Origin of the sequence: Kitasatospora sp. NPDC057904 (assembly GCF_042887925.1) — a bacterium.
Taxonomy (GTDB): Bacteria; Actinomycetota; Actinomycetes; order Streptomycetales; family Streptomycetaceae; genus Kitasatospora.
In genome coordinates, this window is sequence record NZ_JBHVOL010000002.1 from 147,044 (window position 1) to 168,334 (window position 21,291).

Sequence of the window (21,291 nt, forward strand, 5' to 3'; positions counted from 1 at the left end):
TGGCGCCGGAATTCCCCCTCCGGCGTGCACGGCTGCCCGGACGGAGGCGCGCGTGGAGACGACTGGCGAGAAGGACGCACCCACCGCCGTTGTCGTGGTCGACCCGGACGGCGTGGTGAGCGGCTGGAGCGAGGGCGCACTCCTGCTACTCGGCTGGACGGCCGAGGAGACCGTCGGCCGCCCGGTGGCGGACTTCCTGGTCGATCCCCCGCCGGGCTTCCCTGGGAATGGCAGCCCCCGGAATGACAGAGCCGGGAATGACGGCCCGGACCCGACGGGATTGATCGCCGTGCGCCACCGGGACGGCTCCACGGTGGACGCCGTGGTGACGGCCCACCCCCTGCGCGGCGCCGACGGCCTGGCGGTGGGCCGCGTGGTGACCGTGCAACGCTGGGCGCGCCGCCCCGTGATCGCCGACCGGGCCTTCGAGCAGTGCCCCTTCGCCCTCGGCGTCTACGACCCCGACCTGCGGTTCCTGTGGGTGAACGCCGCCGCGTGCCGGGTGATCGCGCACACGGAGGAGCAGATCCGCGGTGAGAAGTACCGCGAGCTGTTCCCCGAGCTGCAGGGCGTCCCGTACACCGACAAGCTCTCCGAGGTGGCCAGGACGGGCGTGCCCGCGCGGCTCATCACGATCTTCAAGCCGCTGGGCAGCGCCTACGCGAACGCCTGGGCCACCAGCATCTGGCCCGTCCGGGACGCCGGGGGCACGGTGCGCGCGGTCGCCAACTGGGGCTTCGACATGAGCGCCGAGTACTGGGCCCGCCAGCGCCTGCTCATCCTCAACGAGGCCACCCGGGGCATCGGCCGGACCCTGGACGTGACCAGCACCGCCCGGGAACTGGCCGAGACCCCGGTGCCCGGCTTCGCCGACCTCGTCACCGTCGACCTCTTCGACGAGGTGCTGCGCGGGGAGGAACCGCCCGCCTCCGCCGCGGTCGCCGCGGGCGGCACCATCACGCTCGGCCGCGCCGCCCGGCACAGCGCGAAGGAGGACCCCGACCTGCCGCCCGGACCGTCCGCGCGGGTCAGCTACGCCCCCGGTTCCGTCGCCGCCCGCTGCATGTCCGCCGGCAGGTCCGTGGTGCAGCTCGCCGCCGAACCCAACCAGGGCGGCGAATGGGCCTTCGGCCCCGGTCTCGCCGCCGATCCCGCCCACTGGCCGCCGGGCACCCCGCTGATCGACCGGTCCATCGCCGCGAAGGGGCTGACAGGAAAGATCACCGTGCCGCTGCTGGCACGCGGCGCCGTGCTCGGCGTCGTCGCCTTCGCCCGCCGCGACCGGCCCGAGGCCTTCACCGCCGACGATCTGATCCTCGCCGAGGAACTGGCCGCCAAGGCCGCCGTCGCCATCGACAACGCCCGCCGCTACACGCGCGAGCACGCCCTCGCGCTGACCCTGCAACGCAGCCTGCTGCCCCAGCGGCTGCCGTATCACGGCGCGATCGACGTGGCCTCCGGCTACCTGCCCGCGGGAGCCGGCGCCGGCGTGGGCGGTGACTGGTTCGACGTCATCGCGCTGTCCGGCGCCCGGGTCGCCCTGGTCGTCGGCGACGTCGTCGGCCACGGCGTGCACGCCTCGGCCAGCATGGGAAGGCTGCGCACGGCGGTCCGCACCCTGGCCGACGTGGACCTGCCGCCCGACGAGCTGCTCACCCACCTGGACGACCTGGTCCTCCACCTCCCCGACGACCCCCGGCCCGACGGCGGCTACGAGCCGACCGGCGAGACCGGCGCCACCTGCCTGTACGCCGTGTACGACCCGGTCTCCCGCCGCTGCGCCATGGCGAGCGCGGGCCATCCGCTGCCCCTGGTCGTCTCGCCGGACGGCACCGGCACCGCCGTCGAAGCCCAGCCGGGGCCCCCGCTCGGCGTCGGCGGGCTGCCGTTCGAGGCGACCGAGATCGAGCTGCCCGAAGGCAGTCTGCTCGCCCTCTACACCGACGGCCTGGTGGAGAGCCGCGAGCGCGGCGCCGAGCAGGGGACCGCCGATCTGCTCCGGGTCCTCAGCGAGCCGGCCGCGTCGCTGGAGGCGCTCTGCGACACGGCGATGAAGGCCATGCTGGCGGAGCACCGCACCGACGACGCGGCCCTGCTGCTCGCCCGCACCCGCGCGCTGGACCCCGACCACGTCGCCGACTGGGACATCGAGTCCGACTTCGCGCAGGTGGCGCACGCCAGGCGGCTGGCCGCCGACCAACTGGCCGTCTGGGGCCTGGAGGAGACGGCGTTCGTCACCGAACTGGTCGTCAGCGAGCTCGTCACCAACGCGATCAAGTACGGCCAACCGCCCATCAGGCTGCGGCTGATCCGGAACACCTCGCTGATCTGCGAGGTCTCCGACGGCAGTGACACCTCCCCGCACCTGCGCCGGGCGCGCACCTTCGACGAGGGCGGCCGGGGCCTGATGCTCGTCGCCCAGCTCACCCAGGGCTGGGGCACCCGACACAGCACCAGCGGCAAGACCATCTGGTGCGCCCAGAGCCTCGGCCCGACGTGATCCCGGACGCCGCCGGCCCACGACGCGGCCGTGCCGGACGGGACGGTCCGGCACGGTCGGGTGACGGCCCTCGGACTACTCCTGCTTCTCGCCGGAGGCGTAGCGGGAGATGATCAGCGCGATGATGATGATCGCGCCGTTGAGGAACTGGTTCCACAGGGGCGGGACACCGGCCAGGGTCATGACGTTCACCACGAGCTGGAGCGTCAGGACACCGGTGAGGGCGCCGAAGAGCGTGCCGCGGCCGCCGTTGAGGCTGACGCCCCCGATGACGGTGGCGGCGAAGACCTGGAAGATCCAGCCGTTGCCCTGATCGGCGGAGATCGAGCCGTAGTGGCCGGTGTAGAGGACGCCGGCGAAGGCGGCGAGCAGGCCGCCGAGGATCAGCACGGCCCAGGTGATCCGGTCGACGCGGATGCCCGCGGCCCGGGCGGCCTCGGCGTTTCCGCCGATCGCGTACAGCGCACGGCCGTGCCGCAGCCAGGCGAGGGCGCTGCCGCCGATCAGGAAGAGCAGGGCACAGATCCAGATCGCGGCCGGGACGCCGAGCCAGCTCGCGCTGCCGAGGTAGCGGAAGGAGTCCGGCACGTTGACGATGGACTGGCCCTGGGAGATGGCGACTTGGAGGCCACGGAGCAGCGTGAGCGCGCCGAGGGTGACGATGAAGCCGTTGAGGCGCAGCTTGAGGATGAGGAAGCCGTTGATCGCGCCGATGAGGGCGCCGACCAGCAGGCACAGGGGGATGGCCGTCCAGGTGGGGAAGAGCCCGAGGCCGTTGAAGCGGGCGCCGTGGTCGGGCAGGACGAGCCAGACGGCGATCACCGGGGCGACGCCGATGGTGGATTCCAGGGAGAGGTCCATCCGCCCGGCGATCAGGATGAGCGCCTCGGCGAGGACCAGCAGGCTCAGTTCGGTGGCTTGCTGGCCGACGCCGAGGAGGTTGTCGGAGGTGAGGAAGGCCGGCGACACGATGAAGCCGATGACGCCCAGCACGAACAGGACCGGGACGAGCGACAGGTCGCGGTAGCGGGCGAGGTCGAGGCGGCGGCCCGCGGGGGCGTCGGCCGCCGCGCCGGGGAGCTCGGGAAGCTCAGTGGTGGGAGACATTGCTTTCCTTCGTGTCGGTCGGGCCGGACATGCCCTCCATGGCCGCGACCAGTTCGTCGTCGCTCCAGCCGGATTCGAACTCGGCGACCACGCGCCCCTGGAACATGGTCAGGACGCGGTCGCAGACGCGCAGGTCGTCGAGTTCGTCGGAGACGATCAGGGCGGTCCTCCCGTCGTCGGCGACCTGGCGGATGGTGCCGAGCAGGGATTCCTTGGACTTGATGTCGACGCCGTTGGTCGGGCGGATGGCGACCAGGACGTGCGGCTCGGTGGCCAGCGCGCGGGCGATGACGACCTTCTGCTGGTTGCCTCCGGACAGCGCGGACACCGGGGTGCCGGGGCCGGGGGTCTTGATGTCGAGGTCGCCGATCATGCGCTGGGCGAAGCCGCGCGTGCGCGAGGGCAGGACGGTGCCGTACGGGCCGAGCCGGCCGGTGACGGTGAGGGTCGCGTTCTCGGCGACGCTGCGCTGCGGGATCAGTCCCTGGATGTGCCGGTCCTCGGGGACGAACCCGATGCCGGCGGCGAGCGCGGCGGGGACCTTTCCGGTGCGCACCGGTCGTCCGGCGACGGTGACGGTCCCGGCGACGGGCCGGTGCAGTCCCGCGAGGGTCTCGCCGAGCTGGACGTTGCCGCTGGCGGCGGCGCCGGCCAGGCCGACCACCTCGCCGGGCCGGGCGGTCAGGTCGACGTCCCCGTAGTGGCCGGCCAGGCTCAGGCCCGTGACGTCGAGCAGCGGCGGCGCGTCGTCCGGGAGCGCTCGGCCGGTCGCCGACCAGCTGGGCTCCATGCCGCGGGAGGACTCGCCGGTCATCGCCTCCACCAGGGCGTGCTGGTCGAGGCCGGCGACCGGGGCGGTGACGATGTGCCGGGCGTCGCGGTAGACCGTGACGGTGCTGCAGAGCTCGTAGACCTCTTGCAGGTGGTGCGAGATGAACAGGAACGCGACGCCCTGTTCCTGGAGTCCGCGCAGTTTGGCGAAGAGCTTCTCGATGCCGCGGGCGTCGAGCTTGGCGGTGGGCTCGTCCAGGATGATGAACCGGGCGCCGAAGGACAGCGCGCGGGCGATCTCGACGAACTGGCGCTGCTCGACGGTGAGGTCCTCGGCGCGGGCCGTCGGGTCGACGTCCACACCGTACTCGGCGAGCAACTCGCTCGCCCGGTGCCGCAGTCGCTTCCAGCTGATCGGGCGCAGCGCGCCGGTGCTCTGCCGGTCCAAGAAGAGGTTCTCCGCGACGGTCAGCGCGGGGATGATCGTGGAGCGCTGGTAGACGCAGGCGACGCGCGAGCGCCAGGCGTCGGTGTCGCCCGGGGCGGGGGCGGGTTCGCCGTTGTACCGCAGGGTGCCGGTGTCGGGGTTCTGCAGCCCGGTGAGGATCGAGACGAGGGTGGATTTGCCCGCGCCGTTGCGCCCGACCAGGGCGTGCGATTCACCGGGGGCGACCGAGATGCGGGCGTCGCTGAGGGCGACGGTGGCGCCGAAGCGCCTGCTGATCCCGTCGGCCTCGACGACGGGGCCCCGGACGGGGCTGGGATCCGCCATGGCGGGGTGTCCTCTCCGTGGGTTCCGCGGACGGGCGGGCCATCGGCCTGGGTGCCGTGCTCCGCCCGCCCGCGGGGGCCTGGTCACTTGCTGACGTTGTTGCCCCACAGGGCCTTGTCGTCGACGTTGTCCTTGGTGACCAGGGGCGCGGGAAGCTGGTCCTCCAGGCCGTTGGGCAGCTGGATGATGGTGGAGTCGTGGTCGGTCGGGCCGGCCTGGAAGGTCTTGCCCTCGGCAGCCGCCTGCGCGTAGGACAGCGCGTACTTGGCGTACAGGTCGGCGGGCTGGGAGACGGTGGCGTCGATGTCGCCCTTGCGGATGGCGTCGAACTCCTGCGGGATGCCGTCGTTGGAGACGATCGCGATGTGCCCCGGCTGGCCGGCGGGCTTGAGCAGGTCCTTCTGCTGGAGCAGGGCGAGGGTCGGCTGCAGGAAGGCGCCGCCGGCCTGCATGTAGATCCCGCCGAGGTCGGCGTTGGCGGCCAGCGTCGACTGGAGCTTCGCGGAGGCGACGTCCCCCTTCCAGTCGGTGGCCAGCTCGATCACCTGGATGTCGGGGAACTTCTCCTTCATGCAGGCCGCGAAGGCCTCCGAGCGGTCGCGGCCGTTGATGGAGCTGAGCGAGCCCTGGAGTTCGGCGACCTTGCCCTTGCCGCCGAGCTGCTTGCCGAGGAATTCGCAGGCCTTGGTGCCGTAGGCCTTGTTGTCGGCCCGGACCACCATGTAGACGTTGCCCCTGTCGGGACGCGTGTCGACGCTGACGACCGGGATCTTCTTGGCGGAGAGCTGGTCCAGGGTGGAGGCGATCGCCCCGGTGTCCTGCGGGGCCATGACGACGGCCTTGGCGCCGGTGTTCTGGAAGACCTGGACGTTGGCGACCAGCTTGGTCACGTCGTTCTGCGAGTTGCTCACCGGCAGGGTGTTCAGGCCCTGGGAGGAGGCGCCCTGCTTGATGTACTGCGCGTAGGAGTTCCAGAAGTCGGAGTCTGCGCGGGGCAGGTCGATGCCGATCGCCGGCTTGCCGCCGCCGGAGGCGGAGGAGGTCGAGTCACTGCCGCGGTTGCAGGCCGTGGCGAAGCCCGCCAGGAGGGCCACGGCGGCGGCCGTAGCCGCGATTCTGGAGGAGCGAGGCTTCATGGTGCTGGGTCTCCTTGGCTGGGAAGGCCGGCGCCGCCGCGGCGCGGGTGGGGGCGGATCGCGAGGCGTCCGGGCATCCGGCGGCAGTCATCGGATGGCTGCTGGTGACGAGGACTTTACGAGCCGGAAATCCGACTGACAAGAGGAAACCTCGGATGCTTCCCAACCGTGATCCCCACCCCTTCCCCATCCCGGCCGGGGCCCCAATGCGCGGTTTCACCTGCGTAGTTGAGGGCGAGTCCGGGCAGCCCGCGAGCAAACATCGGAGGAATCCTTGCGATGCCCGAGGCAGCCTCGTATGGTCGTGGCACCACGGATACATCCGATGTGTTGATGGGAGCCACCATGAAGCTGCTGCGAGTCGGCGAGCCGGGAGCGGAGACGCCGGCCGTCCGCGACGAGGACGGAACGGTCTACGCCCTCGCGGGCCTGACCGAGGACATCGACGGGGCCTTCCTCGCCTCGGGCGGGATCGGCCGGGTCCGCGCCGCACTGGCCGAGGGTTCGCTGCCCGTCGTGGACGCGTCCGACCTGCGGATCGCGGCCCCCGTCGCCCGCCCCGGCAAGGTGGTCTGCATCGGCCTCAACTACCGCGACCACGCCGCGGAAACCGGCGCCGCCGTCCCCGAGCGGCCCGTGGTCTTCATGAAGGACCCGTCCACGGTCGTCGGCCCCTTCGACGAGGTCCTGATCCCGCGCGGCTCGGTGAAGACCGACTGGGAGGTCGAGCTCGCCGTCGTCATCGGCCGCCGGGCCCGCTACCTCGCCGACCCGAGCGAGGCGGCGCAGTGCATCGCGGGCTACGCGATCAGCAACGACGTCTCCGAGCGGGAGTTCCAGCTTGAGTTCTCCGCCCAGTGGGACATCGGCAAGTCCTGCGAGACCTTCAACCCGCTCGGCCCCTGGCTGGTCACCCCGGACGAGGCCGGCGACCCGCAGGACCTCGCGCTGCGGCTGAGCGTCAACGGCGAGCAGCGCCAGGACGGCAGCACCAAGAACATGATCTTCGACGTCGCCTACCTGGTCTGGTACCTCAGCCAGTACATGGTGCTCAACCCCGGCGACGTCATCAACACCGGCACCCCCGCCGGCGTGGCCCTCGGCCTGCCCGGCACCCCCTACCTGCGCGCGGGCGACACCGTCGAGCTGTCCATCGACGGCCTCGGCACCCAGCGCCAGACGTTCACCAACGCGTGAAAGGCAACCCCTTGTCCGCAACCACTGCGCGGATCACCGCCGTCGACACCTACGACATCCGCTTCCCCACCTCGCGGGAGCTGGACGGGTCCGACGCGATGAACCCCGACCCCGACTACTCCGCCGCCTACGTCGTCCTGCGGACCTCCGACGGCGGCCCCGAGGGCCACGGCTTCACCTTCACCATCGGACGCGGCAACGACGTCCAGGTGGCCGCCATCGACGCGCTCCGCCCGCACGTCCTCGGGCGCCCGGTCGCCGAGCTCTGCGCCGACCCCGGATCGCTCTACCACGACCTGATCGGCGACAGCCAGCTGCGCTGGCTCGGCCCCGAGAAGGGCGTGATGCACATGGCCATCGGCGCCGTCGTCAACGCCGTCTGGGACCTCGCCGCCAAGGCGGAGGGCAAGCCGCTGTGGCAGCTGCTCGCCGACGCCGACCCCGCCTGGCTCGTCTCCCAGGTCGACTTCCGCTACATCGCCGACGCCATCACCCCCGACGAGGCCCTGGAGCTGCTGACCAAGGGCAAGGAGGGCGCCGCCGAACGCGCCGCCCGGCTCCTCGAGCGCGGCTACCCCGCCTACACCACCTCCCCCGGCTGGCTCGGCTACTCCGACGAGAAGCTCACCCGCCTCGCCAAGGCGGCCATCGCCGACGGCTTCACCCAGATCAAGCTCAAGGTCGGCGCCGACCTCGCCGACGACATCCGCCGCTGCCGCGCCGCCCGCGCCGCCGTCGGACCCGACATCCGGATGGCCATCGACGCCAACCAGCGCTGGAACGTCGGCGAGGCCATCGAGTGGACCAACGCCCTCGCCGAGTTCGACCCGTACTGGATCGAGGAGCCCACCAGCCCCGACGACGTCCTCGGCCACGCCAGCGTCCGCCGCGGCGTCCACCCGGTCAAGGTCGCCACCGGCGAGCACGTGCAGAACCGCATCGTGTTCAAGCAGCTGCTCCAAGCCGACGCGATCGACGTCCTCCAGCTGGACTCCGCGCGGGTCGGCGGCGTCAACGAGAACCTCGCCATCCTCCTGCTCGCCGCGAAGTTCGGCGTCCCGGTGTGCCCGCACGCCGGCGGCGTGGGCCTGTGCGAGCTCGTCCAGCACCTGTCCATGTTCGACTACGTGGCGCTCACCGGCACCACCGAGGACCGCGTCATCGAGTTCGTCGACCACCTCCACGAGCACTTCCTCGACCCCGTGGTGATCACCGACGGCCACTACCGCGCGCCCACCGCGCCCGGGTTCTCCGCCGCCATGCACCAGTCCGCACTGGACACCTACCACTACCCGCGCGGTACGTTCTGGGCCGCCGAACTGACGCAGACGGAGGAGGCGAGCGCATGACGACCGCAGAACTCGGCGGACTGACGGCGCTCGTCACCGGCGGCGCCTCCGGGATCGGCCTCGCCACCGCGTCCCTGCTCGCGGAGCGCGGCGCCCGCGTGGCCGTCCTCGACCTCGACCCGTCGGGGGTGAAGGAGCCGCTGCTGGGCTTCACCGCCGACGTCAGCGACGACGCCTCCGTGCGCGACGGCGTCCGGGCGGCGGCCGAGGCCCTCGGCGGGATCGACATCCTGGTCAACAACGCGGGCATCGGCGCGATCGGAACCGTGGAGGACAACCTCGACGAGCAGTGGCACCGCGTCCTCGACGTCAACCTGCTCGGCGTCGTGCGCACCACCCGGGCCGCCCTTCCGCACCTGCGCCGCTCGACCCGGGCCGCGGTGGTGAACACCTGCTCCATCGCCGCCACCGCCGGCCTGCCCCAGCGCGCGCTCTACTCGGCCAGCAAGGGCGCCGTGCTCTCGCTCACCCTGGCCATGGCCGCCGACCACGTCCGCGAGGGCATCCGGGTCAACTGCGTCAACCCCGGCACCGTGGACACCCCGTGGGTCGGACGGCTGCTGGACTCCGCGGACGACCCGGCCGCCGAGCGCGCGGCACTCGACAGCCGCCAGCCGCACGGCCGCCTGGTCACCGCCGAGGAGGTCGCCGCCGCCGTCGCCTACCTGGCCTCCCCGGCCGCCGGCAGCGTCACCGGCACGGCCCTGCAGGTCGACGGCGGCATGGCGGGCCTGCGCCTGCGGCCGGAGCCGCGGCCGTGACCCCGCGCACCCGGCCGCTGGGCCGCAGCGCCGTGGAGGTGGGCGAACTCGCCTTCGGCGCCGCGGGTATCGGCAACCTGTTCACACCGGTGTCCGACGCCGACGCCGAAGCGGCCGTCGCCGCCGCCTGGGAGTCCGGTGTCCGCTACTTCGACACCGCCCCGCACTACGGCCTGGGCCTGTCCGAGCGTCGGCTCGGTCGGGCCCTGGCCGGGTTCCCCCGGCACGAGTACACGCTGTCCACCAAGGTCGGCCGCCTGCTGCGGCCGGCCCCGGAGCCGGCCGGCGACGACCTCGCCAACGGCTTCGCCGTCCCCGCCACCCACCGCCGGATCTGGGACTTCAGCGCCGTGGGCGTCCGCCGGTCGATCGAGGACAGCCTGGAGCGGCTCGGCCTGGACCGGATCGACGTCGTCTACCTCCACGACCCCGACGACCACGCGGAGCAGGCGCTCGGCGAGGCCTACCCCGAACTGGCCCGGCTGCGCGACGAGGGCATGGTCGGCGCCATCGGCGTCGGGATGAACCAGGCCGAGCTCCTCGCCCGCTTCATCCGCGAAACCGACCTCGACGCCGTCCTCCTGGCCGGCCGCTACAGCCTGCTCGACCAGCGCGGGCTCACCGAGCTGCTGCCGCTCGCCGCCGAACGCGGCGTCGGCGTCGTGATCGGCGGCGTCTTCAACTCCGGCCTGCTCGCCGACCCGCGCCCCGGTGCCACCTTCGACTACGCCGCCGCGCCCGAGGAACTCCTCACGCGGGCGCTCGACCTCAAGGCCGTCTGCGAGCAGCACGGCGTGCCGCTGCGCGCAGCGGCACTGCGCTTCCCGTTCGGACACCCCGCCGTGGCGAGCGTCCTGGTCGGCACCCGCAGCGCTGCCGAAGTCCGGGACTCCGCCGCGATGCTGCGCCACCCGGTGCCCGCCGCGCTCTGGACCGAACTCAAGGACCGCGGGCTGCTTCCCGCGGACGTACCGACCCCGGAGGGCACCGGCTGATGCGCGTCGCGCTCTTCATCACGTGTTTCAACGACACGATGTTCCCCGGCACCGGCCGGGCCGTCGTGAGCGTCCTCGAACGGCTGGGCCACACCGTCGAGTTCCCCATGGAACAGACCTGCTGCGGGCAGATGCACGTCAACACCGGCTATCCGGCGGAGGCCGCGCCGCTGGTGACCCGCTTCGCGCGCGCCTTCGGCGAGTACGACGCCGTCGTCACCCCGTCCGCCTCCTGCGCCGGCCTCGTCCGGGACCACCACCCCGTCCTCGCCGAGGAGTACGGCTCCCCGGAGCTGCGCCGACAGGTCGCCGAACTGGCGCCCCGGGTACACGAGTTCACCGAGTTCCTGACCGACGTCCTCGGCGTCACCGACGTCGGCGCCCGCTTCCCGCACCGCGTCACCTACCACCCCACCTGCCACTCGCTGCGCGCACTGCGCCTCGGCGACCGCCCGCAACGGCTGCTCCGGGCGGTCGAGGACCTCGACCTGGTCGAGCTCCCGGCCGCCGAGTCGTGCTGCGGCTTCGGCGGCACCTTCGCCGTCAAGAACTCCGCCACCTCCGGCGCGATGCTCGCCGACAAGGTGAAGGCCGTCCTCGGGACGGGCGCCGAATTCCTGTGTACGGCCGACAACTCCTGTCTGATGCACATCGGCGGCGGCCTGTCCCGGCAGGGCGCGGCGGTGCGGACCATGCACCTGGCCGAGATCCTCGCCGGCACCGAAGGAGTGAGAACGTGACCGCCCCCGGCGACCGCGGAGTGGTCTGGCTGGGCTCACCGTCCTTCCCCGACGCCGCCCGCGAGGCCCTCGGCGACACCCGGCTGCGGGCCAACCTGAAGCGGGCGACGACCGTCATCCGCGACAAGCGGCTCGCCGTCGCCTCGGAGCTGGACGACTGGGAGGCGCTGCGCGACGCCGCCGACGCCGTCAAGACGCGGACCCTGCGCCACCTCGACCACCACCTCCTCCGGCTGGAGGAGTCGGTCACCGCGGCGGGCGGGACGGTGCACTGGGCCGCCGACGCCGCCGAGGCCAACCGCATCGTCACCGAGCTGGTGCGCGCCACCGGCGAGCGCGAGGTCGTGAAGGTCAAGTCGATGGCCACCCAGGAGATCGGGCTCAACGAGGCGCTCGCCGAGGCCGGCATCACCGCCTACGAGACGGACCTCGCCGAACTGATCGTCCAGCTCGGCGACGACCGCCCCTCCCACATCCTGGTCCCGGCGATCCACCGCAACCGCACCGAGGTCCGCGACCTGTTCACCGAGCGGATGGGCGAGTGGGGGCAGCCGGCCCCCGAGGGGCTCACCGACGAGCCCGCCGAGCTCGCCGAGGCCGCCCGCCGGCACCTGCGGGAGAAGTTCCTCCGCGCGAAGGTCGCCGTCTCCGGCGCCAACTTCGCCGTCGCCGACACCGGCACCGTCGTCGTGGTCGAGTCCGAGGGCAACGGCCGGATGTGCCTGACCCTGCCCGAGACCCTGATCACCGTCATGGGCATCGAGAAGGTCGTGCCCACCTGGACCGACCTGGAGGTGTTCCTCCAGCTGCTGCCCCGCTCCTCCACCGGCGAGCGGATGAACCCGTACACCTCCACCTGGACCGGCATCACGGAGTCCGACGGCCCGTCGGCGTTCCACCTCGTGCTGCTCGACAACGGCCGCACCGACACCCTCGCCGACACCGTCGGCCGCCAGGCCCTTGCCTGCATCCGCTGCTCCGCCTGCCTCAACGTCTGCCCGGTCTTCGAGCGCACCGGCGGACACGCCTACGGCTCGGTCTACCCGGGGCCGATCGGCGCCGTGCTGACCCCGCAGCTGGTCGGCGTCGGCAGTGACACTCAAAGCAGCGCTGCCAGCCTGCCGTTCGCCTCCACCCTGTGCGGGGCGTGCTACGACGCCTGCCCGGTGAAGATCGACATTCCGAAGCTGCTGGTCCACCTGCGGGCCTCGGCGGTCCGGGCCAAGCGGAGCACCGGGCGCCTAGCCGGCGCGGAGGCACTCGCGATGAAGGCGGCCGCCACCGTCCTCGACTCCCCCGCGCTGCTGACCGCCGCCCAGAAGGCGGCCTCGCTAGGCGGCCGGGCCCTCGCCCGGAACGGACGGATCGGCCGGCTGCCCGGCCCCGGCCCCCTGGGTGCCTGGTCCGCCGAACGGGACACCCCCGCGCCGCCCGCCGAGTCGTTCCGCGCCTGGTGGCGCAAGAACCGGGAGGGAAAGTGACGAGCACCCGCGAGGCCGTCCTCGCCCGGATCCGCGCCGCCCTCGCGGACGTCCCCGCCGACGAGGGCCCGGACGACGTCCCCGTCCCCCGTGACTACCGGCGCGGCCACACCGCCCCCGGCGAGGACCTCACGGCGCTGTTCGCCGAGCGGGTCGCCGACTACCGGGCCACCGTCACCCGGACCGACCCGGCCGGCCTGCCGGGGGCCATCGCCGCCGCCCTCACCGCGCGCGGAGCCACGCGCCTGGCGGTGCCCGACGGCTTCCCCCACGAGCTCCTGCCACCCGGGAACCGGGAATGGCACCGGGAGCCCCTCGACGTCCCCGCCCTGGACGCCCTGGACGGCGCCGTCACCCTCGCCGCCGTCGGCATCGCCGTCACCGGCACGATCGTCCTGGACACCGGGCCGGGCCAGGGCAGGCGCGCGCTCACCCTCGTCCCCGACTACCACCTGTGCGTCGTCCGCGCCGAGCAGATCGTCGACGACGTCCCCGCGGCGCTGGCGCGCCTGGACCCGCGCCTGCCGTTGACCTTCGTCTCCGGCCCCTCCGCGACCAGCGACATCGAACTCACCCGGGTCGAGGGCGTGCACGGGCCCCGGACCCTGGACGTGATCATCGTCGAGCCCGTCGGCACCACCGGCCCGCCCCACCCCGAACACCCGGAGCAGTCATGAGGATCGCCCTGCACACCCGCGTCCGCGAGGACCGGATCGAGGAGTACGAGGCCGCGCACCGCGAGGTACCGGCCGAACTCACCGACGCCATCAGGGCCGCCGGCGTGACCTCCTGGACCATCTGGCGCAGCGGGTCCGAGCTGTTCCACCTGCTGGAGTGCGCGGACTACGCCCGGCTGCTCGCCGAGCTGGAGTACCTCCCGGTCAACATCGCCTGGCAGGCGCGGATGGCCGAGCTCCTCGACGTCGTCCACGACTACTCCGAGGCGGGCGGCGCGGCCGGGCTCCCCGTCGTGTGGGAGCTGTGACGACCGTCCGGGGCGGCCGCGGTGCTTCCGGGCACCGCGGCCGCCCCGGGCGGAACCCGTATGCTGCGAAGATCAGATGACCAGGAGGGCGTAGTCGTGCCAGTCACCGACGAGGCGATCGAGAAGATCAAGGCCATGATCGTGAGCGGTGAGCTCCGCCCCGGTGAGCGCCTGCCGAAGGAGGCCGACCTCGCGGACCGGCTCGGCCTCTCCCGCAACTCCCTGCGGGAGGCGGTCAAGGCCCTCTCGCTCATCCGGGTGCTCGACGTGCGTCAGGGCGACGGGACGTACGTCACCAGCCTGGAGCCCGAAGTCCTGCTGGACGCGCTGGGATTCGTCGTCGACTTCCACCAGGACAACACGGTCCTGGAGTTCCTGGAGGTCCGCCGCATCCTGGAGCCGGCCGCCACCGCGATGGCCGCCCGGGTCATGTCCGACGAGGACATCGCCGCCCTGCGCGACATGCTGGAGGGCCTGCCCGAGGACGCGTCGCTCGACGAACTCATCGCCAACGACCTGGAGTTCCACCACCTGATCGCGGCCGGGTCGGGCAACACCGTGCTCTGCTCGCTGATCGACGGCCTGTCCGGCCCCACCACGCGCGCACGGATCTGGCGCGGGCTGACGGAGGAGGACGCGGTGGCCCGCACCCGCCAGCAGCACCGCGCCATCCTCGACGCCATCGCCCGCCGCATGCCCGAGGTCGCCCACGCCTGGGCGACCGCACACGTCGCCGGGGTCGAACAGTGGCTGCGCGACACCCTCGGCAAGGCGGAGTCGCACCTCTGGGCCGACCAGGAGGTGTGACCGGCCCGGCGGCGTCGGAAGGAACGAGCGGTCGCCCGCCCGGCACGTTCTCAGGCGGCGAGCAAGGTGCGGTACTGCTCGGCGTGGGCCTTGAGTTCCACGTCGGAGACCAGGCGGGCGCCGAACAGCACGAGGGGCTCGGCGAGCCGCATGCCCGTCAGGTGGGCCGTGGCGTCCAGCGGGGCCATCAGCTGCGCCATGGTGAAGCGGTTTCGGCCCTCGGGCGCGTAGGCCTCCTCGGGTGCGCCGGTGGAGGTGACCAGCTGGAGGGTCTTGCCGTGCAACGCGGTGCCGCCGGTGCCGTAGGCGAACCCGTACGCCAGCACCTCGTCGATCCAGGTCTTGAGCACGGCCGGCACCGAGTACCAGTGCCAGGGGAACTGCCAGACGATCCGGTCGTGCGCGCGCAGCAGCGCCTGCTCGCGCTCGACGTCGATCCGCCCGTCGGGGTAGGCGGCGGACAGGTCGTGCACGGTGACGTGGTCCAGGTCCCGGACCGCGTCGGCCAGGCCGACCGTGATCCGGGAGGAGCCCGGGTCGGGGTGCGCGACGACGACCAGGGTGCGCGGCGTGGCGGGGCGGTTCATGTCCTGGTGCTCCCTCGGTGGGTGCGGCGGTCAATGTGACGGATCGTTCCGTCACCCATGTTGTGACGGAACGATCCGTCTGTCAAAGTTGCGGCTGAGGACGGCCGGATCGGATCGCAGCACCAGCACCAGCCCCCAGGAGGAAGCCATGGCCCGCAGGACGGCACAGGAGAACCGGCGGCACGTCCTGGACGTGGCGGGCGACCTCTACTACCAGCGCGGCATCCGCGCGGTCGGCATGGACCTGGTGGTCAAGGAGAGCGGCGTCGGCAACGCGACCGTCTACCGCCAGTTCCCCACCAAGGACGCCCTCGCCACCGCCTACGTGGAGGACCGGGCGGAGCGCTGGCTGGCCGGCCTGCGCGAGGCCGCCGACCAGGTGGCCGAGCCGCGCGAGAAGCTGGTCGCGGTCTTCGCGGCGGTCACCGGCCACACCGGGCGGGACGGCTTCCGGGGCTGCCCGATGCTCAACACCAACACCGAGTTCCCCGATCCCGAGCACCCTGCCAACCAGGTCGCCAAGGCCCACAAGCTGCAGCTCCGCGACTGGCTGCGCGACCTGGCCGCCGACGCCCGCGCCGCCGACCCCGAGCAGCTCGCCGACGAGCTCCTGCTGGTCCTCAACGGCGCCTACGCCACCGCCACCGTCCTCGGCCCCGACGGTCCCGCCCGCCGCACCACCGACCTGGCCCGGCGCCTGGTGCACAGTGCCTGCCCCACCCCGGACGGCGCCGCCTGAGATCGTGTCGGGCCGGCGGGTGACCTCTCGCCCTTGAGGCCGCCGGCGGGGAGGGTGGGCCCTTACGACCCGCCCGCACCGGATTGATCCGATGACTAAGCATCCTCCGGGCCACCCCATCTGCAAGGCCGAGCCGACGGAGAAGCGGAACAGTGCCGCAAGCCCAGTCGGCCAGGGGCACATATCATCACGTTGACCTGCTGATTCTCCCCAATTCAGAGCAGACTGCCCGCCTTCTTGAGAACGTTCACCCGCTCCCGGCATGAACGCGGAGCGGCCTTGATTCATCCGACATATCGCCGTCAGATGTCTTGACACGCCACTCCGTGCGCCGCCATACATGTACCTGACTCGCCAGGCCACTCCCTTTGCGAGCATTCCAGGACATATGGAGCATCCATGCCACGATCCATCAGCCGGAGAAGCATGCTCACCGGCCTGGCAGTTGCCACCGCCGCCACGGTCATCGGACCCGTCGGCAGCCGGGCCGAGGCCGCCGCGACCGGGGACGCCGTGACCGCTGACGCCGCGACCGGAGGCGCCGCGCTGCCCCTCGTCCCGCTGCGCGTCCCGAAGCTCGACCAGGGGGCCTGGCAGCAGCCGGACAGCAAGATCCAGTGGATGCGCGACAACAAGGTGTCCATGTTCATCCACTGGGGTGTCTACTCGGCAGCGGCCCAGGGTGAGTGGAACATGTTCTACTCGAAGACCGCGCCGACCTCCTACCGGGCGCAGTGGGCCGGCTCGTTCGCGAGCCAGTCCCAGTCCTACGACCCCGCCGCCTGGGCGCAGCTGGCCAAGGACCTCGGCGCCGCCGAAGTCGTCCTGACCACCCGTCACCACGAGGGGTTCGCCCTGTGGCCCAGCGGCCACCCCAATGCCTGGACCACCGGCTCCGCCCCCTTCCCGGCCGGCACGGACTTCGTCAAGGGCTACGTGAACGCCGTGCGCGCGGCGGGCCTGCGGGTCGGGCTCTACTACTCGCCGATCGACTGGCGCTACCCCGGCTACTACGACGTGAGCGGCTCGAAGCCGCCGAGCCCCGCGCTCACCTCCGACTGCGTGCTGCCGAACAGCGTGTACCCGTGGAACTACGAGGGCTCGGATCCGGCCGGCTTCGACTACCACGAGAACGCCCGGATCATGAAGAACGAGGTGTACCAGTCCGTGAAGGAGCTGGTCACCGACTACGGCGCGATCGACGACATCTGGTGGGACGGCGGCTGGCTGGCGCAGCAGGGCACCGACGCGTCGGGGTCGTTCTTCTGGGAGCCCGGTCAGTACCGGGACGGCGGCAACGGCTGGCAGGTGGACGCCGCGTACGGCGACACCGAGACGGGCACCGGCAGGCCGCTGGGCCTCACCGGCGTGCTGCGCCGGCACCAGCCGAACGCCGTGTCCAACTCCCGCTCGGGATGGGTGGGCGACTACGACCTCGACGAGGGCTCCGGCGTGCCGAGCGGTCCGATCCGGTACGGCCGCCTGGTCCAGAAGACGTTCAGCGTCGGCGGGAGCTGGGGGTACAGCGGCAACTCCGCCATGCCCTTCTCCCAAGCGCTGGGCCTGTTCGTCAACTCCTTCGTCCGCGACATGTCCGTGCTCGTCAACGTCGGCCCGGACGCGACCGGTACGGTCCCGAGCACGCAGGCCGCGGTGATCCGTCAGCTCGGCGGGTTCATGAACGCCAACCGGGAGGCCGTGTACAACACCCGCGGCGGCCCGTGGAACCCGGTGGACGGCCAGTACGGCTTCACCTTCGCCGACCGGACCGTCTACGCACACCTGCTGGCCGGGTACAACGGCGGCAGCAGCTTCACGACGCCGTCCCTGGGCGACGCGAACGTCACCTCGGTCTACGACGTGGTCTCCAAGAGCGCGCTGTCCTTCGGCTCGGCGAGCGGGAACGCCGTCACCATCACGGGCATCGACCGCACCCGCTACCCCGACGACACGGTCGTGGCGATCGTGCTCGACCGCCCGGTGGTGCCGACGGACATCGCCCGCGGCTGCCCGGCCACGGCCGACGGTTCGGAGACCTCGCACGGGAACGTTCCGGCCAACGCGTTCGACGGGGACACCTCCAGCCGCTGGTGCGCGGCCGACGGGAACACCGGCCACTGGCTGCAGGCCGACCTCGGCTCGGTGCGGCCGGTCACGGGCGCGCGGATCGCCTGGGAACTGCCGGGGCACGCCTACCAGTTCCGGATCGACGGTTCCGCCGACGGGTCCACCTGGTCGACGCTCGCCGACCTGACCGGGAACTCCTCCGCCGTCCAGGTGCAGACCGCGACGTTCACGGCCCGGACCCGCTACGTCCGGGTGACCGTCACCGGTGGTGTGAACGCTAACACGTGGGCGTCGATCCGCTCGCTGGAAGTCTACGACCGCGCCTTCCTGGACCCGTCCCTCTAGGATCCTTCCCCGCCGCTTGACCAACGCGTGTGGCGCCCGCCCGAGGACGGGCGCCACACACTTCGATCGGCGTGTCACGTGCCCAGGTTGTTACCCCAGAGGGTCTTGTCGTCGACGTTGTCCTTCGTCACCAAGGACACGGGCAGCTGGTCCTCCAGCCCGTTGGGCAGGGCGACGATGGTCGACTGGTGGTCGGTCGGACCCGGCTTGAACGTCTTGCCGTCGACAGCGGCCTGCGCGTAGAACAGCGCGTACTTCGCGTACCGGTCGGCGGGTCGGGAGACGGTGGCGTCGATGTCGCCGACGACAAGTAGAGGCATCCGATGACTCACAAACGTGACATCGGGATTTCGGCCATATCTTCGCGGTATGGCCGGTGAAATACGGCCATTCATCGGATGTATCATGCCCGAATCCCTGGACTCCTCGGCGCCCACGGCCTATAAATCCATCCCATGACCCCACGCGATGTGAACGCTCACACCCTCCGCCGTTTCCCTCGCCGGACCGTGCACCTGGACTTTCACACCGGCCCCGACATCCCCGACGTGGGACGCGACTTCGACCCGGTGACCTTCGCCCGGGCCTTCCGCGACGCCCACGTCGACAGCGTGACCGTCTTCGCCAAGTGCCACCACGGCCACCTCTACTACGGGACCGACCGGCCGGAACGCCACCCCGGGCTCGCCCCCGGCCTCGACCTGCTCGCCGAGCAGGTCGAGGCCCTGCACGCCGTGGGCATCCGCGCACCGATCTACCTGTCCCTCCAGGTCGACGAGTTCGCCGCCCGGGAGCACCCGGAGTGGATCGCGCACGGCGAGGACCTGAAGCTCGCCCGCTGGAGCACCTCGGCCTTCGAGGCGGCCTGGAACATCCTCGACATGTCCAGCCCCTACGCCGACTACTTCGCCGATCAACTGGACGAGGTGCTCCGGCGCTTCGCCCCGGTCGACGGCATCTTCATCGACATGTGCTGGAACCAGCCCAGCGCGAGCCGCTGGGCAGTGGACGGGATGCGCCGCGAGGGGCTGGACCCGGCCGACGCGGACCACCGGAACCGCTACGCGAACCTCGTGGCCCGGCGCTACATGGCACGCTACTCCGCGATGGTGGAGAAGGCCCTTCCCGCGGACGCCGCCCAGAGCGTCTGGTTCAACAGCCGGCCCAAGACCGGACTGCCCGAGGAGCGCCAGTTCATCCGGCACGTCGAGATCGAGGGCCTGCCCACCGGCGGCTGGGGCTACGCGTTCCTCCCGTACGTGGCGCGCTTCGTCCGCCCCATGGGACTGCCCGTCCTCAGCCACACCGGGCGGTTCCACGAGAGCTGGGGGGACAACGCCGCCCTCAAGCCCCGGGCGGCGCTGCTGTACGAGACCAGCCAGATGCTGAGCCACGGTCTGACCAGCGGCGTGGGCGACGTGCTGCACCCGCGGGGCGTCGCCGCTCCGGCGGTGTACGAGCTCATCGGCTCGGTCTACGGGCACATCGAGGAGTGCGAGCCCTTCCTCGACGGCGGCCGGGTCGTCAGCGAGGTCGCCGTGGTCACCGACCCCGGCCTCGGCGACAACCCGGGCGCGAGCAACATCGGCGCCGTCCGGGCGCTGCAACAGCTCCGGGCGCAGTTCGACGTGGTCCCGCCGACGGCCGACCTGAGCGGTACCGGGCGGTCGTCGTGCCCGAGACCACGACGGTCGACGACGCCCTGGCGGAGCGCCTGCACACGTACCGGCGGGCCGGCGGCGCCGTGCTGCTGGTCGGGCCGGCGCTGCTCAGGAACGGCACCGAGCCCGCCCTCCCCGACCTCCCGGTCGAGGGGCTCGCACCCGCGCCGGCCGGTGAGGTGTTCCTCGCCTGCCAGGGCGTTCCCGGGGTCCCGGAGGACTTCCCGGTCATCAGCCACGGCTCCCGGCTGACCGCCCGGGCACTGCCCGGCGCCGAGGTCCTGGCCCGGGTGGTGGCGCCCTACTTCCCGCGGTCCTGGGACCGGTTCTGCGGTCACTCCTACACTCCCCCGGCCGACCCGACCGACGAGGCGGCCGTCGTCGTCGGCGACGGGGTGGCCGCGGTGACCGTGTCGCTGCTGGAGGCCTTCCACGAGCACGGCCTGGAGACGTACCGTCGGCTGCTCGGCGCCGCCCTGGACCGGCTCCTGCCGGACCCGCTCGTCCGTGCCGGCGGGCCGGTCCACCTGGAGACCACCGTGAAGCGCACCGCCGCAGGCACCGTGGTGCACCTGATCAGCTTCGTCCCGTCCCGGGAGACCCCGGAGCTCGACCTGGTGCACGACCCGTTCCCGCTGGTCGACGTGCCGGTCGCCGTCCGGCTCGCCGCCGCCCCGCGCTCGGTGCGGCTCCAGCCGGCCGGGCTGGAGCTGCCCTGGGAGTACGACGGCGAGTACGTCCACGTGCGGGTCACCACCGGGGACGGCCACGCGATGATCGTGGCCGAGCACGACTGACCGCGGGGTACGGGCCCCGGATCACCCGGCGGGCAGCAGCAACGGGTCCGCCATGATCCGGCGCACCGTCGTCAGCGCCGCGCCAAGCAGCGGGCCGCGCCGACCGAGCGCGGACGGGCGCAGCGCCTCCGGGGCCCAGGGCCGCACCGTGACCCGGGCGGCCAACTCGGCGCGCACGGACGGCAGCAGCCAGTCGGCGAGTTCGGCGTAGGCACCGCCGAGGACCAGGCCGTCCGGGTCGATGAGCTCCACGGCGGACGCGAGGGCGAGCCCCAGGGCCTGCCCCGCCCGGTCCAGCGCCCGCAGGGTGGGCTCGTGCCCGGCGGCCGCCCGCTCGGCGAGCAGCGCGACCGGGTCGGCCGGGCGGTGGGGGGGGGGGGCGGGCGCCCGCCCCCCCCCCCCCCCCCCCCCCCCCCGGGCCCCCCCCCCCCCCACGCCCCCCCCCCCCCCCCCCGCCCCCCGCCCCGCCCGCGAGAAAAAAAAAAAAAACCCCA

Annotated in this window: 19 protein-coding genes and 1 pseudogene; 14 read left to right on the forward strand and 6 right to left on the reverse strand. The window is 72.4% G+C overall.

Features of this window, described 5'->3' with window-relative positions:
- The first annotated feature begins 52 nt into the window (after positions 1 to 52).
- Positions 53 to 2,500 carry a SpoIIE family protein phosphatase gene (locus tag ACFVSN_RS06185; protein WP_387596746.1) on the forward strand — a complete coding sequence of 816 codons (2,448 nt, stop codon included), beginning with the start codon at positions 53 to 55 and terminating at the stop codon, positions 2,498 to 2,500.
- Positions 2,501 to 2,575: 75 nt separating this feature from the next.
- Here ACFVSN_RS06185 and ACFVSN_RS06190 read toward each other — a convergent pair whose 3' ends face one another.
- The 3 genes from ACFVSN_RS06190 to ACFVSN_RS06200 all read right to left on the reverse strand — a co-directional run bounded on the left by ACFVSN_RS06190 (position 2,576) and on the right by ACFVSN_RS06200 (position 6,286).
- Positions 2,576 to 3,607 carry an ABC transporter permease gene (locus tag ACFVSN_RS06190; RefSeq protein WP_380446218.1) on the reverse strand — a complete coding sequence of 344 codons (1,032 nt, stop codon included), beginning with the start codon at positions 3,605 to 3,607 and terminating at the stop codon, positions 2,576 to 2,578.
- Positions 3,591 to 5,150 (reverse strand): sugar ABC transporter ATP-binding protein, encoded by a 1,560-nt coding sequence (locus ACFVSN_RS06195; RefSeq protein ID WP_387596750.1) that lies wholly within the window; start codon positions 5,148 to 5,150, stop codon positions 3,591 to 3,593. Before ACFVSN_RS06195 ends, ACFVSN_RS06190 begins: the two co-directional genes overlap by 17 nt.
- Positions 5,151 to 5,233: 83 nt before the next feature.
- On the reverse strand, positions 5,234 to 6,286 hold the full coding sequence (locus tag ACFVSN_RS06200) for a sugar ABC transporter substrate-binding protein (protein WP_387596753.1): 1,053 nt from the start codon (positions 6,284 to 6,286) through the stop codon (positions 5,234 to 5,236).
- A gap of 345 nt (positions 6,287 to 6,631) precedes the next feature.
- Between ACFVSN_RS06200 and ACFVSN_RS06205 the strand changes: the two genes are divergently transcribed.
- The 9 genes from ACFVSN_RS06205 to ACFVSN_RS06245 all read left to right on the forward strand — a co-directional run bounded on the left by ACFVSN_RS06205 (position 6,632) and on the right by ACFVSN_RS06245 (position 14,601).
- Complete coding sequence (locus ACFVSN_RS06205; RefSeq protein ID WP_387596756.1) at positions 6,632 to 7,483, forward strand: fumarylacetoacetate hydrolase family protein; 852 nt, start codon at positions 6,632 to 6,634, stop codon at positions 7,481 to 7,483.
- A gap of 11 nt (positions 7,484 to 7,494) precedes the next feature.
- On the forward strand, positions 7,495 to 8,832 hold the full coding sequence (locus ACFVSN_RS06210) for an L-fuconate dehydratase (protein ID WP_387596759.1): 1,338 nt from the start codon (positions 7,495 to 7,497) through the stop codon (positions 8,830 to 8,832).
- A complete protein-coding gene (locus tag ACFVSN_RS06215) occupies positions 8,829 to 9,593 on the forward strand; it encodes an SDR family NAD(P)-dependent oxidoreductase (protein ID WP_387596762.1) in 765 nt (254 codons plus the stop codon). The genes ACFVSN_RS06210 and ACFVSN_RS06215 overlap by 4 nt, the downstream gene beginning before the upstream one ends.
- Complete coding sequence (locus ACFVSN_RS06220; protein WP_387596765.1) at positions 9,590 to 10,588, forward strand: aldo/keto reductase; 999 nt, start codon at positions 9,590 to 9,592, stop codon at positions 10,586 to 10,588. The genes ACFVSN_RS06215 and ACFVSN_RS06220 overlap by 4 nt, the downstream gene beginning before the upstream one ends.
- Positions 10,588 to 11,328: a (Fe-S)-binding protein gene (locus tag ACFVSN_RS06225; RefSeq protein WP_387596768.1), complete on the forward strand. Its 741-nt coding sequence runs from the start codon at positions 10,588 to 10,590 to the stop codon at positions 11,326 to 11,328. The genes ACFVSN_RS06220 and ACFVSN_RS06225 overlap by 1 nt, the downstream gene beginning before the upstream one ends.
- Complete coding sequence (locus ACFVSN_RS06230) at positions 11,325 to 12,809, forward strand: LutB/LldF family L-lactate oxidation iron-sulfur protein (RefSeq protein ID WP_387596771.1); 1,485 nt, start codon at positions 11,325 to 11,327, stop codon at positions 12,807 to 12,809. The genes ACFVSN_RS06225 and ACFVSN_RS06230 overlap by 4 nt, the downstream gene beginning before the upstream one ends.
- Entirely contained in the window at positions 12,806 to 13,486 is a 681-nt protein-coding gene (locus ACFVSN_RS06235; protein ID WP_387596774.1) for a lactate utilization protein C, read from the forward strand. Before ACFVSN_RS06230 ends, ACFVSN_RS06235 begins: the two co-directional genes overlap by 4 nt.
- Positions 13,483 to 13,794 (forward strand): L-rhamnose mutarotase, encoded by a 312-nt coding sequence (locus tag ACFVSN_RS06240; RefSeq protein ID WP_387596777.1) that lies wholly within the window; start codon positions 13,483 to 13,485, stop codon positions 13,792 to 13,794. The genes ACFVSN_RS06235 and ACFVSN_RS06240 overlap by 4 nt, the downstream gene beginning before the upstream one ends.
- A 96-nt stretch (positions 13,795 to 13,890) precedes the next feature.
- Positions 13,891 to 14,601, forward strand: a complete 711-nt coding sequence (locus tag ACFVSN_RS06245) for a FadR/GntR family transcriptional regulator (protein WP_380449036.1) — start codon at positions 13,891 to 13,893, stop codon at positions 14,599 to 14,601.
- Positions 14,602 to 14,651: 50 nt separating this feature from the next.
- Here ACFVSN_RS06245 and ACFVSN_RS06250 read toward each other — a convergent pair whose 3' ends face one another.
- Complete coding sequence (locus tag ACFVSN_RS06250) at positions 14,652 to 15,188, reverse strand: NAD(P)H-dependent oxidoreductase (RefSeq protein WP_387596780.1); 537 nt, start codon at positions 15,186 to 15,188, stop codon at positions 14,652 to 14,654.
- A gap of 148 nt (positions 15,189 to 15,336) precedes the next feature.
- Here ACFVSN_RS06250 and ACFVSN_RS06255 point away from each other — a divergent pair, with 148 nt between their 5' ends.
- The gene (locus ACFVSN_RS06255) at positions 15,337 to 15,927 is read left to right on the forward strand and encodes a TetR/AcrR family transcriptional regulator (protein ID WP_387596783.1); all 591 of its coding nucleotides are present in this window, start codon (positions 15,337 to 15,339) and stop codon (positions 15,925 to 15,927) included.
- 399 nt (positions 15,928 to 16,326) lie between these two features.
- Positions 16,327 to 18,339, forward strand: coding sequence for an alpha-L-fucosidase (locus ACFVSN_RS06260; RefSeq protein WP_387596786.1), 2,013 nt, complete (start codon positions 16,327 to 16,329; stop codon positions 18,337 to 18,339).
- Positions 18,340 to 18,413: 74 nt separating this feature from the next.
- On the opposite strand, the pseudogene ACFVSN_RS06265 reads toward ACFVSN_RS06260, so the two are convergent.
- A pseudogene (locus ACFVSN_RS06265) lies at positions 18,414 to 18,641 on the reverse strand (sugar ABC transporter substrate-binding protein); the annotation flags it as partial.
- A gap of 207 nt (positions 18,642 to 18,848) precedes the next feature.
- Between ACFVSN_RS06265 and ACFVSN_RS06270 the strand changes: the two are divergent.
- On the forward strand, positions 18,849 to 20,252 hold the full coding sequence (locus tag ACFVSN_RS06270; RefSeq protein WP_387953798.1) for an alpha-L-fucosidase: 1,404 nt from the start codon (positions 18,849 to 18,851) through the stop codon (positions 20,250 to 20,252).
- Positions 20,180 to 20,797, forward strand: a complete 618-nt coding sequence (locus ACFVSN_RS06275; RefSeq protein WP_387953799.1) for a hypothetical protein — start codon at positions 20,180 to 20,182, stop codon at positions 20,795 to 20,797. The genes ACFVSN_RS06270 and ACFVSN_RS06275 overlap by 73 nt, the downstream gene beginning before the upstream one ends.
- A 21-nt stretch (positions 20,798 to 20,818) precedes the next feature.
- On the opposite strand, the gene ACFVSN_RS06280 is transcribed toward ACFVSN_RS06275, so the two are convergent.
- Entirely contained in the window at positions 20,819 to 21,232 is a 414-nt protein-coding gene (locus ACFVSN_RS06280; RefSeq protein WP_387953800.1) for an ROK family protein, read from the reverse strand.
- Between the last annotated feature and the right edge of the window lie 59 nt (positions 21,233 to 21,291).